The 13,647-nt window shown below is 65.1% G+C and carries 12 protein-coding genes; 3 read left to right on the forward strand and 9 right to left on the reverse strand.

Annotated elements, in window-relative coordinates; translation table 11 throughout:
• From I6F12_RS28685 to I6F12_RS28720, 8 genes are all read right to left on the reverse strand, one after another.
• Positions 1 to 1,159 (reverse strand): Gfo/Idh/MocA family oxidoreductase (locus tag I6F12_RS28685; protein ID WP_225141640.1); only part of this gene is annotated, 1,159 nt, incomplete at its 3' end.
• A 113-nt stretch (positions 1,160 to 1,272) separates the two neighbouring features.
• Complete coding sequence (locus tag I6F12_RS28690) at positions 1,273 to 2,118, reverse strand: CmcJ/NvfI family oxidoreductase (protein ID WP_225157758.1); 846 nt, start codon at positions 2,116 to 2,118, stop codon at positions 1,273 to 1,275.
• Between the two features lie 312 nt (positions 2,119 to 2,430).
• Entirely contained in the window at positions 2,431 to 3,369 is a 939-nt protein-coding gene (locus I6F12_RS28695; RefSeq protein ID WP_036006740.1) for an ABC transporter substrate-binding protein, read from the reverse strand.
• On the reverse strand, positions 3,366 to 4,466 hold the full coding sequence (locus I6F12_RS28700; protein ID WP_225157759.1) for an LLM class flavin-dependent oxidoreductase: 1,101 nt from the start codon (positions 4,464 to 4,466) through the stop codon (positions 3,366 to 3,368). The genes I6F12_RS28695 and I6F12_RS28700 overlap by 4 nt, the downstream gene beginning before the upstream one ends.
• Before the next feature lie 20 nt (positions 4,467 to 4,486).
• Positions 4,487 to 5,659 (reverse strand): acyl-CoA dehydrogenase family protein, encoded by a 1,173-nt coding sequence (locus I6F12_RS28705; RefSeq protein ID WP_074448139.1) that lies wholly within the window; start codon positions 5,657 to 5,659, stop codon positions 4,487 to 4,489.
• On the reverse strand, positions 5,653 to 6,450 hold the full coding sequence (locus tag I6F12_RS28710; protein ID WP_109144910.1) for an ABC transporter ATP-binding protein: 798 nt from the start codon (positions 6,448 to 6,450) through the stop codon (positions 5,653 to 5,655). Before I6F12_RS28710 ends, I6F12_RS28705 begins: the two co-directional genes overlap by 7 nt.
• The gene (locus I6F12_RS28715) at positions 6,444 to 7,466 is read right to left on the reverse strand and encodes an ABC transporter permease subunit (RefSeq protein ID WP_109144911.1); all 1,023 of its coding nucleotides are present in this window, start codon (positions 7,464 to 7,466) and stop codon (positions 6,444 to 6,446) included. The genes I6F12_RS28710 and I6F12_RS28715 overlap by 7 nt, the downstream gene beginning before the upstream one ends.
• On the reverse strand, positions 7,444 to 8,544 hold the full coding sequence (locus I6F12_RS28720) for an ABC transporter substrate-binding protein (RefSeq protein WP_225157760.1): 1,101 nt from the start codon (positions 8,542 to 8,544) through the stop codon (positions 7,444 to 7,446). Before I6F12_RS28720 ends, I6F12_RS28715 begins: the two co-directional genes overlap by 23 nt.
• A 476-nt stretch (positions 8,545 to 9,020) precedes the next feature.
• Here I6F12_RS28720 and I6F12_RS28725 point away from each other — a divergent pair, with 476 nt between their 5' ends.
• A complete protein-coding gene (locus I6F12_RS28725) occupies positions 9,021 to 10,001 on the forward strand; it encodes an ABC transporter substrate-binding protein (protein ID WP_225114509.1) in 981 nt (326 codons plus the stop codon).
• Positions 10,002 to 10,122: 121 nt separating this feature from the next.
• On the opposite strand, the gene I6F12_RS28730 is transcribed toward I6F12_RS28725, so the two are convergent.
• Positions 10,123 to 10,578 carry a hypothetical protein gene (locus I6F12_RS28730; protein WP_225157761.1) on the reverse strand — a complete coding sequence of 152 codons (456 nt, stop codon included), beginning with the start codon at positions 10,576 to 10,578 and terminating at the stop codon, positions 10,123 to 10,125.
• A 341-nt stretch (positions 10,579 to 10,919) separates the two neighbouring features.
• Between I6F12_RS28730 and glgC the strand changes: the two genes are divergently transcribed.
• Positions 10,920 to 12,182: a glucose-1-phosphate adenylyltransferase gene (gene glgC, locus I6F12_RS28735; protein ID WP_036006706.1), complete on the forward strand. Its 1,263-nt coding sequence runs from the start codon at positions 10,920 to 10,922 to the stop codon at positions 12,180 to 12,182.
• On the forward strand, positions 12,179 to 13,633 hold the full coding sequence (glgA, locus tag I6F12_RS28740) for a glycogen synthase GlgA (RefSeq protein ID WP_225157762.1): 1,455 nt from the start codon (positions 12,179 to 12,181) through the stop codon (positions 13,631 to 13,633). Before glgC ends, glgA begins: the two co-directional genes overlap by 4 nt.
• Positions 13,634 to 13,647 lie beyond the last annotated feature (14 nt).

The following is a 13,647-nucleotide window of genomic DNA, read 5'->3' on the forward strand; positions in this document are numbered from 1 at the left end:
CCCGCCGCCCCTCCTCCGCCGCCCAATATCCTGCGTAGTTCACCTTGATCGTCTCATAGGCCAGCGCGAGGTCCGACAGCGGCTGGCGGCCCGTCGCGACGCATTCCATGAAGTCCTGGATCTCCTGCAAATAGCCGCGCGTCCATTCCTCCTCGAGGCAGACATATTGCCAGCCGGTTTTGCGGTCGACCTTCTCGGTGATGTAGACGGAAGCGAGCTTCTCCTCGCTGGTCTGATAGCTCATCAGATGATTGTTGGGCGTGATGTTGGCAAACAGCGAGCCGCCGCTCGTATAGGTCTCGATCAGATTGCGCACGCCGCCCATGATCATGTCGCCGGAGAACACCGTCGCCTTGGTGCCGTCCGAGAAAGTGGCGGTGAGCGTGCCCCAGTCCTCGACATCGACGGGATTGGCCTTGATGTAGCTGCGCTCCTCCGGCTTGAGCCCGGCGGTGACGTTGCCGACATCCCCGGTGACGCTGGCCACATGGATGCGCTCGCCGCGCGCCTTGGCTTCGACCTGCTTCAGATACAGCACGGCCGAGAGGGGATGGCAGCCCATGCGGATCAGCGAGCCGCCGCCGGTCATCGCCCATTGCGCGGCATGCGCGGCGTGCGAGCCGGAATGGCTCTCCTCGCCCTTCATGAACAGAATCTTGTCCTTGGTCGCCTTGATGATCTCGGCGGTCTTGGTTACGGCCGGCGCGTAGATCCAGTCCTCGGCATACATGAAGAGCTTGCCCGTGCGCTCGATCGCGGCCCGCGTCCTGTCCATCTCTTCGATCACGCGTTCATACATCAGCGCCTTCGGCACGTGCTTGCCGATCGGCTGCTGATCGCCTTCGCGGCCGAAATAGCCGGCGAACGGCTTTTCGCAGATGACGTGCTTGCCGGACTGCATGGCGGCGACGATCATCTCGGCGTGAAGATTGGGCGGGGTGCAGATGTCGACGACGTCGAGATCGCGGTCGGCGATCAGCTCGGCGAAGCTCCGGTAAACACGCGGGATATTGTGATGCCCGGCAAACGCGACAACCTTGTCGCCGCGGGCAGCAACCGCCGCGACCTCGACGTCAACGCCATAGACGCGCCGGAACGCATACATGTGCAACTCCGACACGAAGCCGCAGCCGACGAGTCCTACCCTGATCCTTGTCATAGCGCCCCCTTTGCATTGGGCGGCACTATAGCGCGCTCGGACGCCTAATCCACCGAGACCTGAACGACGCCCGCGCCCATGATGCATGGACCCGGCAGGGCCATCACACGTTGTTACTGCCGGTGGAACACCAGCGTGCGGACTTCGATGCTCTCGCGGGGCGCAGCATCGGCCGGCGTGGTCGGATCGACGAATGCGGTATGCGGCCCGAAACGGGTCCGGCCGTCGGTTGCGGAATCGTAGCACTTCAGCAGCAGCGCCTCATCCGGCGTCATCTCCGGGAAATAGAACCAGCGGTGGTTCGGATTGTATTTCACCGAATAGGTCTCGCCGCGGCGGTTGGGATAGATCAGGTCGGAAGCGACGAGGTCTTCCGGCTTGACCGTGGTGCCGTCGGCCATGGCGAGCGGTGAATCCCGCAAGGGACCGCGGATCGGCTGCCACAGATTGATCACCTGCACGCGCCCCTTCAGCAGCTCTTCGGCTTCATCAGGCAGATGCTCGCGGACGCGGTTGGCGCCGGACGCGATGGTCTGGTCGACATGGACGCGCGTGGCCGGCTGACGCGGGCCGCCGTCGCGGATATCCGGCGCGCCTTCGACACGCTTGCGCACGGTGTGGTCGAAGATGACGACGCGGTCGGCCTTCAGCGTCGCGCGCAGGAACGCCTCGACCGCTGGATAGTAGACGCTGCGGATTTCCTCGTCGTTGTAAAAATCCTTCACCTGGGTCGGATGACGCACCAACGCAAAGCCCTCGCGATCCAGCGAGAAGTTCTGCGCGATCAGCCGCGCATCGAAGATCGGCACCTGATGCGGCTCCGGCAGCGAGGTGGTTTTCGGCTCACCCGGCGGCGGATCGAACACGTAGGTGCGCGGCTTGCCGTCGATCGGTGCGAGATAATTGAGTTCGGCGGTGACGAAGGGAAGCGATTCGATTTTTGTTTCTTGCAGGCCCATGGCCGGTCTCCCGATGTGGTCGTCGGATTGATCTTTGCGGGAGTGCGCCGTGCCGCAAGAGCTGCGGCGCAAATAGCAATGAGGGTGTTGTCGGGCGGTGAGAATGCAGAAGGAATATTTCGAAGAAGGCGATTGCGCTGGAACGTGCTCGTCGCCTTCACGAATGCTTGAGTGACTCGTGAGCTCTCACACCCACAGTCGTCATTCCGGGGCGCCCGAAGGGCGAGCCCGGAATCCATCGAGCCGCAATGTCTGTCGATGAATGGATTCCGGGCTCGCGACTTCGTCGCGCCCCGGAATGACGACGGAGCATTACAACCCCACCTTCGCGATCGCGTCCGTGAACGAGCGATCGACGATCTCCGCGGCATCCAGCTTCTGCTTGATCAGGCCCCAGCGGAAATAGAGGTCGATCGTCGCCTGCTCGTCTTTGACCACGCCGTCATCGATCGGCGCGATCCTGATCTTGGCGCGTGACAGCCAGTTCTGCGGCACGGCGGTGGGGATGTTCATCAACCTGCCCCAGGTCGCGGCATAGCTGTCGATATTGTTTAGCGACCAGGCCCGCGCCGCGGTGAGGCGGCGGATGAAATCGGTCAGCTCGGCGCGCTTGTCCCTGATCGCGTCGGGCCGCGCTACCTGGAAGCTCAGCCCCGGCGTCAGCCCTTCCGAGGTGATGACGCGCCGCGACTTGAACAGCACCTCCTCCTGGCTCACATACGGCTCCCAGGTCGACCATGCATCGACCGAGCCTTGCGTGTAGGCGATCTTGGCGTCGGACGGCGCCAGGAACGCGATCTGGACGTCGTTCGCGCTCCAGCCGTTCTTCTCCAGCGCAGCAAGGATCAGCTGATGGCCGATCGAGCCGCGGCCGGTCGCGATCTTCTTACCCCGGAGATCGGCAAAGCTCTTGATCGGCGAATTCTCGGGCACGAGGATGGCGAGCCCCTCGCGCGTCTGCCGGATAGCAGCGATCGCCTTCACCGGCGCGCCCGACGCGGCGGCGAAGGTGAAGGGCGCATCGCCAACGAGGCCGGTCTCGATCGCGCCGGCGCTGAGCGCTTCCAGAAGCGGCGCGGCCGCCGGAAACTCCCTCCACTCGATCTTGTAGGGCACATCCTTGAGCACGCCGGCCGCTTCCATCACGGCCTGCGCATTGCCCTTCTGGTCCCCGACACGGAGCGTGGTTTGCGCAGCTGCGACTTCGAACGAAGCGAACAGCAGCGCGCCGGCCAACATGAGGCGGATCATTCTGCGGCCTCGCCGCGAACGGCCTGGCGCTTGGCGACCAGCTCGCGTGTCAGCGGGATCAGCTCCCGGCCGTATTCGATGCTATCGATCAGCGGATCGAAGCCGCGGATTAGGAAATGGCTGATGCCGAGATCGTAATAGTCACCGAAGACCTCCGCAACCTGCTCGGGCGTGCCGACCAGTGCCGTGGTGTTGCTGTTGGCGCCGGTCAGCTTTGCGATCTCGGTCCAGAGCCGCTTGTCGATGCGGCTGCCCTGATCGGCGAGCGCGAGCAGGCGCCGTGCGCCGGCGGTGGCATGCCCGTCAGCGGGCTTGCGATAGCCGGTCTTGTCCTGGAGCGCGGTGGCGCGCGCGAGAATTTCCTCCGCCTTCTCAAAGGCCTGCTTCTCGGTCGGTGCAATGATCGGCCGCACCGACAGGCTGAAGCGCGGCGTCGGCCGCCCCTGCCGCACCGCGGCGTTGTGCACGCGCGAGGTGATATCGCGCACCTGCGCGTAGGATTCGCCCCACAGCGCAAAGGTGTCGGCATGCTTGCCAGCGACGTCGATCGCCGCATCCGAGGCGCCGCCGAAATAGACGCGGATGCCTTCGGGGCGATACGGCTTCACCTGCGAGAAGGCGTTCTCGACCTGGTAGTACCTGCCCTTGTAGCTGAACGGCTTGTCGCTGCTCCATTGCAGCTTGAGCACGTCGAGGAATTCAGAGGTGCGGGCATAGCGCTCGTCCTTGTCGTCGAGCGTGTTGCCGTCTTGCCGCAGTTCGGTGGCGTTGCCGCCGGTGATGACATGGAGCGCGACGCGGCCGCGGGAAAACTGGTCGAGCACGGCGAACTGCCGCGCCAGCAATGTCGGGGCGGTAAGGCCGGGCCGCTGCGCGATGAGCACGTTGAGCCTCTCGGTGTGATTGAGCACGTGCTGGGCGACCTGGAGCGCATCGGGCGAGGTCGAATGAAACGCCAGCAGCGCGCGGTCGAAGCCGGCATTCTCATGCGCCTTCGCCACCGTCTCGATATGGGTCGGATTGAGCACCGGTCCTTCCCGGACGACGGTCTCGGACGAATTGTTGTTGCTGATGAAGCCGATGAACTCGATCGACATGATCGTCTCCCTGTTGATCCCTAGAGGCCGAGTGCGAGGCGGCCGAGGCCGATGCGCGTGGAATCATCCTGCGGCGTGTGCACGCGGCCGCACAGCACGTCGCGATAATGCCGCTCCAGCGGATTGGCGCGGCTGAGCCCGTGGTTACCGGTCAACGACAGCGCGTCCTCGACGACGGCAACGGCGTTGTTGGTCACGGTCAGCTTGATGACGTTGGATTCACCGGCAGAGAGATCGACGCCATCGTCGAAGTCGCGGGCAGCCGTGTCGATCAAACGTGCGTTGACCGCAAGCCGCGCCTCGATGGCCCCGACGATCTCCTGCGCGCGGGCTAAGGTCGCCAGCGGCGCGCCGAGGCTGGCAGGCACGCGCTGCTTCAGGAAATTGATCAGCCAGTCGCGCGCGGCGCGGGCAACGCCGTCGTAGATCGCGGCGATGAAAACGGTGTGCACAGTCTGCTGCGTAACGTCGAGCGTGCGCCAGTCCGCCGGCTTGCGCAAATCGACCTCGGCGTCGAGCGGGACCACGACGTCGTCGAAGATGACGTCGTGGCTGCCGCTGGCGCGCAGGCCGTGATGGTCCCAGGTCTGGACGATGCGCGTGCCCGGCAGGCCCGCCGGCACCAGGAACTGGCCGACGCGCGGCTCCGCCTCGTCGGTGCGCGCCCAGACCAGGTACCATTTCAGGATCGGCGATCCCGTCGAGTAGATCTTGTGGCCGGAGAGGCGCCAGCCGGTTTCGGTGCGCCGCGCGATCGTCGCCGGCAACCCTCCGCGCGCAGGCGAGCCGAGCTCCGGCTCCACGCGCAGGGCGTTGATGAGCGCTATGCCCTCAACACTTTCGCGCGCGAGCTTGCGCGACAGTCGCGCCGGCCAGTTCGGACTGCGCGCCATCACGAGATGATTGATGTAGTGCATCGACAGCACCAGCGCGGTCGACGGATCGGCCTTGCCGAGAATGCCGAGCACGCGCGCGGCATAGCGCGCGCCGGCACCGGCGCCGCCATGAACCGCCGGCACCGTCAGAGACAGCAAGCCTGCCTCCGAGAGCTCGCGAAAATTCTCGAAGGGAAAGCTGCCGAGCCGGTCGTGCTCGGCCGCGCGCGCCGCAAAGCTCGTGGCAAGCGTCGCGGCGCGGGCGATGTAGTCCGGTTCGCTGTGAGCCGTGCGGCCCTTGGCTATCGAGGTCACCATGTGGCGTCCAGCCCCAACAGGCCAAGGATCTGGCGGCGCAGCTCAGCCAGATACGGATCGCCGCGATGGCGCGGATACGGACGATCGACGCGGATGTCGGCCTTCACGCGCGCGGGACGATCGCTGAACACGATGACGCGGTTGGCGAGCACCAGCGCCTCCTCCGCATCATGCGTCACCAGCAGCGTGGTGAACCCCTTGCGCTGCCAGAGCGCGACGAGCTCGGCCTGCATGGTGATGCGGGTCAGCGAGTCCAGTTTCCCCAGGGGCTCATCCAGGATCAGGATCTTGGGATCGTTGACCAGCGCCCGCGCCAGCGCGACGCGCTGCGCCATGCCGCCGGAGAGCTGGTGCGGATAGGCGTTGCGGAACGGCGAAAGCCCGACGAGGTCAAGCGCGTCATCGACGCGCTGGCGCTGGCTCCTCAAAATGCCCTGGGCCTCAAGGCCCAGGGCGACGTTGTCCCAGACCGACCGCCAGGGAAACAGGGTCGGATCCTGGAACACGACGACGCGCGAGGGATGCGGGTTCCTGATGCGCTCCTCGTCCTCCCGCAGCCTTCCCGCCTTCGGCTTGTCGAGGCCGGCGATCAGCCGCAGCAAGGTCGACTTGCCGCAGCCGGACGGGCCGAGCAGCGCGACGAACTCGCCGGGCTCGACCGAGATGCTGACGTCGCTCAGCACCGGCAGCTCGGTCCCGTCGATGTCGAAGGCGTGGCTGACCTGCTCGATATCGAGCGCGGCGCCGGTGGCCGGATGCGTGACCGCTTCGGCGAGAGCTGTGGCTACCATTTGACGGTCCCCTTCTGCCAGACCAGGAGGCGATCGCGGATCGCAAACAGCAGCGTGATTGCGCCGGAGCAGAGCAGCGACATCACGATCAGCGCTGCATACATGTTGGCGTAGGCGGCCCAGCCCTGCGCCCATTGCAGGTACCAGCCGAGCCCGGCCTTAACGCCGATCATCTCGGCGACGACGAGCACGGCAAAGGACGAGCCGAGCCCCATGAACAGGCCGACGAACACGTGCGGCAACGCGGCCGGGATCGCGACCTTCAGCACCAGGAACGAAGGCTTTGCCCCCAGCGTGCGCGCGACGTCGTAATAGGCGTTGCTGACGCTCGCGACGCCCGACCAGGTCAGCACGGTAACCGGGAAGCCCGTTGCCAGCGCGATCAGGAAGGTCGAGGCGCTCCAGCTCGACGGAAAGGTGAAGAAGGCGATCGGCAGCCAGGCGGTCGCCGGCAGTGGGCCGATGAAGCGCAGCACCGGATGCACCCAATAACCGACCGCGCGCGACCAGCCGATCGAGACGCCGGTTAGAAAGCCAATCGTGGCGCCGATCAGATAGCCGCCGAGCTGGAGCTTGATCGAGGCAAGGACGCTGTCGAGCAGCTTCGGCAGATCGTCGGTATAGACCTCGATGATCGCCTGCGGCGGCGGGAAGAACGGCAGCGGCAGCCAGGCGAATTTTGCCGTCGCGACCTCCCACACCGTCAGGAACACCCCGAGCGCGACCAGCCATGGCGCGCGCTTGTGCAGCGCCTGTCCTGCCGATCCCAGATAGTCGGCCCCGACGGTGCCGAACAGCGCGAGCGCCGCGATGATGAAGGCGGCGATGCCGAGTGAATGCGTGCGCGACCAATCGCCGACATCCTGCCACCACAGGCAGGACAGGCCGAGGGCGATCCAGGCGACGCTGGCGAGAACGCCGGCGCCGGACTCCCGGATCCAGCTCGCCAGCAGCGGCACGCGCGAGGTGCGCGGCGCGCCCGAGGCAAGGCCGTCAGACAGCGAATACGTCGACATAGATGCGCTCCGCGAATTTGGCGGTGTCGGTGCTCTGCTTGAAGACCTGCACGCTCTTGAGGTCGTCGGCGTAGGCCTTGAGCTCGCGCTTCAAGATCTCGCCGACGGGATGATGATGGTGGGTGTGGTAGCGCACCATGCCCTCGATATCGGCGAGCGTCGCCGCCTTCGGCGCATAGGGCTGGAATGATTTCGCCGCGACCGTCGCATTCTGCGCGGTGAACATCGCGGCATCGAGCAGCGCCTGGGTGATGGCGCGCGCGACTTGAGGCTCTTCGCGCACGAGCGAGCCGCGCAGGCCGAGGATGCAGCAGCTCTTCTCGCGGTACTCCCCATCGAGATTTGAGGCGACCTCCTTGTACTGTGTGTCCTTGAGCCAGAGATAGGCGAGCGGATCGGACGACAGGAACGCCTGCACCTCGCCCTTCTCCACGGCAACGTTGAGCAGATTGCCGGGATAGGCGCGCCAGTCGACGTCCTTCACCGGATCGATGCCGAGTTTGGCCAATTGGATCGAGAAGAAGTTCTTGTCGGGACCGGCGAGATCGCCGACCGCGACGATCTTGCCCTTGAGGTCGGTCAGCTTCGAGACGCCGGAATCGGTGCGCGACAGCACCCGCATGCAGCCGCCATGGGTGCCCGCGGCGATCTTGACGTCAAAACCCTGCTCCAGCGGCTTCAGCCAGCGCAGTGCCATGCCGAGACCGGCATCGCTTTTGCCTGTCGCGATGGCCTCGAGCAGCTGGTCGGTCGAGCCGGAATAGTTGACGAGCTCGACGTCGAGATTATGCTTCTTGAAGAAGCCGTGCTCGATCGCGACCGGCACCGGCGCGAGGCAGACGGCGCCGGCATTCCACGACAGCTTCAGCTTGCGCGGCGCGCCAGTGAGCGCGGGTGCGTCAGAGGCCGTGCGGCACAGCGGAAACTCGGAGAAGTCGACACCCGGCACGATCGCGGGCGGTGCGAAGGCCTGCGCACCCAGCGCGCCGAGCGGCGCTGCGAAGGCCGCCGCAAGCCCTGCCTGAAGCAGGTGGCGCCGGTCGAGTTTCGACCCGCTGCGCTGGTTATCGTTGTTCATCGGCCTGGCTCCTGCGCTGGCACGGCTCCGCCGTGTACGCAACGGGTCGCGTTGCGCATGTTCCGTGCGGAGCTGCGTCTAAGAGAAAATTGTTCCGTCGGCGCTTGGCGCGCCGTGTTGATGCGATGCGCAAATCATGCGGCGCGTTCGCGGCATCGTCAATGAAATGGATTTTCGAATGTTGCGCGAAGGGAAGACATTCTCTCCATCCGCGCATGGGCAAGCGATGAAAGGATTTTCGCAGATGCATAGGCACGCAGGGTCAACCGCGACTCCATCGCCTGCTGCATCCCTGTGCAGCGTCTGCCGCGCACGCTGCGCATTCTCGAAAGCGCCGGCCCGCTGAAACGTCATTGCCTGAAGCACGCACAATACGGTTGGCCATTTCATTGACGGCGCACCGCGCGCTCATAGACTTGATCGTCTCGCTGCACCGTTCGCTCACGCATCGTGAGCAACGCAACAAGACGGATCCAATGAGCATCAACTCTCACGACCATTCCATCACACGCCGGCTCGCCACCTCGCTGCTCGCCGCCGCCATCACGCTATCGACCGCTGCCGCATCGCTCGCCGCCGACATTGTCGTGCTGCGCGTCGGCGACCAGAAGGGCGGCAATCGCTCGCTGCTCGAAATCTCCGGCTATGCGAAGGACCTGCCTTACAGAATCGAATGGTCGGAATTCCCCGCGGCCGCGCCGATCCTCGAAGCGCTCAATGCCGGCGCGCTCGACGTCGGCTACACCGGCGATCTCTCGTTCCTCTCGGTCTATGCCGCGGGCGCGCCGATCAAGGCGATCGGCGGCACGCGCTCGGATGCGAAGACGCAGGCTATCCTGGTGCGTCAGGATTCGCCGATCAAATCGGCGGCCGACCTCAAGGGCAAGCGGCTCGCCGGCACACGCGGCGGCTGGGGCCAGTTCCTGATCGATGCGACACTGGAGAAGGCAGCGATCAAGCTGGAGGATGCGACCTTCGCGCCGCTCGGCCCGGTCGATGCCAAGATCGCGCTGCTCGCCGGCTCGATCGACGCCTGGGCGGTGTGGGAGCCCTACGTCTCGTTCGCGACGTTGAAGGACAAGGCTCGCGTCATCGCCAACGGCGAAGGGCTGACGCCGACCATCACCTTCATCGTCGCCTCCGACAACGCCATCGCCACCAAGCGCGCGGCGGTGCAGGATCTGGTGCAGCGCTTGAACAAGGCGCGACTGTGGTCGCTGGACCATGTCGCCGAATACGCCAAGAACACGGCCGAATTGACCAAGCTGCCCGAGGACGTGCTGCTGTCGGCCTACACCGCGCAGCGCACCGGCCCGATCGTGATCGACGAGAACGTGGTCAAGGAGGTGCAGGAAGCCTCCGACCGCGCGACGCGCTACGGCATCCTGCCGAAGAAGCTCGACGTCAGCAAAGCCGTCGAGCGCAGCTTCACGGCTGCGGCCGTGGGATCGAATTAGGCGACGGCGGGAGGCGCAGGCTTCGCCTCAGGCCAGGGCCATTGCATCTCGCCGCGATCCTGCTCATGCATGTTGCATGCATGAGCCTGATCGTGTGGCTGTCATTCTAGCCGCGCGGTGCTCACCAATAGGCGCGGTAGTAGGGACGGGGATAAACACCGAACGGGCGGTGATAAACCCGGTACGGCCGGTAATAGCCATAGCTGTAATACGGACGGTACGGCCGATAGTATCGCGGATAGACCGGTGCGTAGCCGTAGCCGCCGTAATAGGCGGGGGCATAACCATAACCGTAGCCCGGATATCCGTAGCCGTAGCCACCGTAATAGGGTCTGCCATAGTAGCCGTAAGGCGCGCTGCTGGCGATAGCGCCGCCGATGAGCGCGCCGGCTGCGAGACCGCCGAGGGCAAAGCCCCAGCCGCTGCCGCGCCAATGCACCGGTGTGACATTGTCACCGGCCGCAGCCTTCATCGTCGCAACGTTGGTCGGCATCGGGGCCGCCGTGGCCTGCCCGATCTGGGCCACCATGACCACGCCGGCCAATGAACAGGCAATCGCCGTCTTCCAGATCCTCATCGTCCTACTCCCTGTCTGACCTTTCGCTTGGAAAAAGGATCGCAGCGTCATGATCGGACATCCTTGCGCCAAGTCAAAGCATTGAATTTCAAAGCCTGGAGTTTGCGTGCACCGCACAAGACGCTTGCCTCCGTTCTGATCAACCGGTGCCCGGCGACGTCGCCGCCTGTGACAGCCGCGCGACGGTGGCTGAGGCCCGATCACCCGGCAAGGCATTAAGCTTCCCGTGCATTCGCAACCAACAACCACCTTCACGATTTACTATTCGTGCCATTACTATCGGTTCCAATTGTGCGCGGCCGGGAGGCTTCTCGCGAGCGCCAGAGTTGTGGGAGGATCACATGAGTGCCGCGAGACCCGAGCCGCTTGCCCGTCAGGCGCTGGCGTTTGTCCTGGCCGGAGGACGCGGCAGCCGCCTGCTGGAGCTGACCGACCGCCGCGCCAAGCCGGCGGTCTATTTCGGCGGAAAGTCCCGCATCATCGATTTCGCGCTGTCGAACGCGGTGAACTCCGGCATCCGCCGTATCGCGGTGGCGACCCAATACAAGGCGCACAGCCTGATCCGGCACCTTCAGATGGGCTGGAACTTCTTCCGCCCCGAACGCAACGAGAGTTTTGACATCCTCCCCGCCAGCCAGCGCGTCTCCGAGAGCATGTGGTATGTCGGCACGGCGGACGCGGTGTACCAGAACATCGACATCATCGAATCCCACGCCTGCCGCTTCATCGTCGTGCTGGCCGGAGACCACATCTACAAAATGGACTACGAGGTGATGCTGCGCCAGCACGTCGAGAGCGGCGCCGACGTCACCGTCGGCTGCCTCGAAATGCCGCGGACCGAATCTTCCGGTTTCGGCATCATGCATATCGACGAGAACGGCTGGATCCAGGAGTTCCTGGAGAAGCCGAAGGATCCGCCGCCGATGCCGGGCAAGCCGGACGTCTCGCTCGCCAGCATGGGCATCTACGTGTTCGACGCGAAATTCCTGTTCGATCAGCTCAAGCGCGATGCCGAGGACCCGAACTCGAACCACGATTTCGGCAAGGACATCATTCCCTACCTGGTCAAGAACGGCCGCGCGATGGCGCACCAATATTCGACATCCTGCGTCCGCTCGGGCAGCGACACTCGCGCCTATTGGCGCGACGTCGGCACGGTCGACGCCTATTGGGCCGCCAATATCGACCTCACCGACGTGGTGCCCGAGCTCGACCTGTTCGACCGCGCCTGGCCGATCTGGTCCTATGCCGAGATCACGCCGCCGGCTAAATTCGTCCATGACGAGGAGAGCCGGCGCGGCCAGGCGGTGAGCTCGCTGGTCTCCGGCGGCTGCATCATCTCCGGCGCCTCGCTGCGCCGCTCGCTGCTGTTCACCGGCGTGCGCATCAACTCCTACGCCAATGTCGAGAATGCCGTGATCATGCCTTACGTGAGTGTCGGCCGCGGCGCCCGCTTGAGGAACGTCGTGATCGACCGCGGCGTCGAGATCCCGGAAGGGCTCGTCGTCGGCGAGGATCCCGAGTTCGACGGAAAGCGCTTCCGCACCACCGAGCAGGGCATCTCGCTGATCACCCAGCCGATGATCGACAGGCTCAATACATGACGCCTGTTCGCGTCCTCGCGGTCGCCTCTGAAGTCTATCCCCTCGTCAAGACCGGCGGCCTCGCAGATGTCGCCGGCGCGCTGCCGGTTGCGCTGAAGGCGCATGGCGTCGAGATGCGCACCTTGCTGCCGGGCTATCCCGACGTGATGCGCCTTTTGTCCGGCACAGAGGAACTGCGGCGCTGGCCCGATTATTTCGGCGGTCCCGGCCGGCTGCTGGCGGGTTCGCATGCCGGGCTCGATCTGTTCGTGCTGTACGTGCCGCATCTCTATGCGCGGCCGGGCAACCCCTATGTCACCACTGACGGCGTCGACTGGGCGGACAACGGCGCGCGCTTCGCCGCGCTGTCGCGCGTGGCGGCCGATATCGGCCACGGCCTCGTGCCGGCCTTCGTGCCCGATGTCGTGCATGCCCACGACTGGCAGGCGGGGCTCGCGCCGGCCTATCTGCACTACGACAATCGTCCGCGGCCCGGCACCGTGATGACCATTCACAACATGGCCTACCAGGGCAAGTTCGCCCCTGAGCTGATCGGATCGATCGGCCTGCCCTGGCATGCCTTCAACGTCAACGAACTGGAATATTTCGGCGGCATCAGCTTCTTGAAGGCCGGCTTGCGCCTTGCCGATCGCATCACCACGGTATCGCCGACCTACGCGAAGGAAATCCAGAGCGACGAAGGCGGCATGGGCCTCGGCGGCCTGCTTCGTGAACGATCCAACGTGCTGAGCGGCATCCTCAACGGCATCGACACCGAGGTCTGGAATCCGCAAACCGATCCCCACATCGCCTACCGCTTCGGCGCGGAAGACCTGACCTTCCGGGCCGCGAACAAGGCGGTGCTGCAGCAGCAGTTCAACCTCGATTCCTCGGACGAAGCGCCGCTGCTCGGCGTCATCAGCCGGCTGTCGTGGCAGAAGGGGCTCGATCTCCTGATGGAGGCCATCCCGACCATCCTGCGCGAAGGCATGCAGCTCGCGCTGCTCGGCAGCGGCGACCGCGATCTGCAGGATGGCTACCAGGCCGCGGCCCGCGCCAATCCGGGCCGGATCGGCGTCGTGATCGGCTATGACGAGATTCTCGCGCATTTGATCCAGGCCGGCTCGGACGCGCTGATTGTGCCGTCCCGCTTCGAGCCGTGCGGCCTGACCCAGCTCTGCGCGCTGCGCTATGGCGCCGTGCCGATCGTCTCGCGCGTCGGCGGCCTCGAAGACACCATCGTCGATATCGGCGAGGCCGACGCGTCCGGCCACGATGCCACCGGCTTCAAATTCGCCCCCGTGACGGCGGATGCCCTCGCCGGCACGCTGCGCAAGGCCAACACCGCCTTCCACGACAAGCTGACCTGGCGCCGCCTGCAACGCAGCGGCCTTGCGACCGACGTCTCCTGGCGTAATCGCGCCGGCGACTATGCCTCGCTGTACCGCGATCTCATGGCGGCGCGCGCGTGAGGCAGAGCCGAATC

Origin of the sequence: Bradyrhizobium sp. IC4059 (assembly GCF_020193615.1) — a bacterium.
Classification (GTDB): domain Bacteria; phylum Pseudomonadota; class Alphaproteobacteria; order Rhizobiales; family Xanthobacteraceae; genus Bradyrhizobium; species Bradyrhizobium yuanmingense.

Coding starts and splice junctions, on each gene's coding strand:
- I6F12_RS28690 (WP_225157758.1), bottom strand. CDS start 2,118: ATGGGCCTGCAAGAAACAAAAATCGAATCGCTTCCCTTCGTCACCGCC.
- I6F12_RS28695 (WP_036006740.1), bottom strand. CDS start 3,369: ATGATCCGCCTCATGTTGGCCGGCGCGCTGCTGTTCGCTTCGTTCGAA.
- I6F12_RS28700 (WP_225157759.1), bottom strand. CDS start 4,466: ATGTCGATCGAGTTCATCGGCTTCATCAGCAACAACAATTCGTCCGAG.
- I6F12_RS28705 (WP_074448139.1), bottom strand. CDS start 5,659: ATGGTGACCTCGATAGCCAAGGGCCGCACGGCTCACAGCGAACCGGAC.
- I6F12_RS28710 (WP_109144910.1), bottom strand. CDS start 6,450: ATGGTAGCCACAGCTCTCGCCGAAGCGGTCACGCATCCGGCCACCGGC.
- I6F12_RS28715 (WP_109144911.1), bottom strand. CDS start 7,466: ATGTCGACGTATTCGCTGTCTGACGGCCTTGCCTCGGGCGCGCCGCGC.
- I6F12_RS28720 (WP_225157760.1), bottom strand. CDS start 8,544: ATGAACAACGATAACCAGCGCAGCGGGTCGAAACTCGACCGGCGCCAC.
- I6F12_RS28725 (WP_225114509.1), top strand. CDS start 9,021: ATGAGCATCAACTCTCACGACCATTCCATCACACGCCGGCTCGCCACC.
- I6F12_RS28730 (WP_225157761.1), bottom strand. CDS start 10,578: ATGAGGATCTGGAAGACGGCGATTGCCTGTTCATTGGCCGGCGTGGTC.
- glgC (WP_036006706.1), top strand. CDS start 10,920: ATGAGTGCCGCGAGACCCGAGCCGCTTGCCCGTCAGGCGCTGGCGTTT.
- glgA (WP_225157762.1), top strand. CDS start 12,179: ATGACGCCTGTTCGCGTCCTCGCGGTCGCCTCTGAAGTCTATCCCCTC.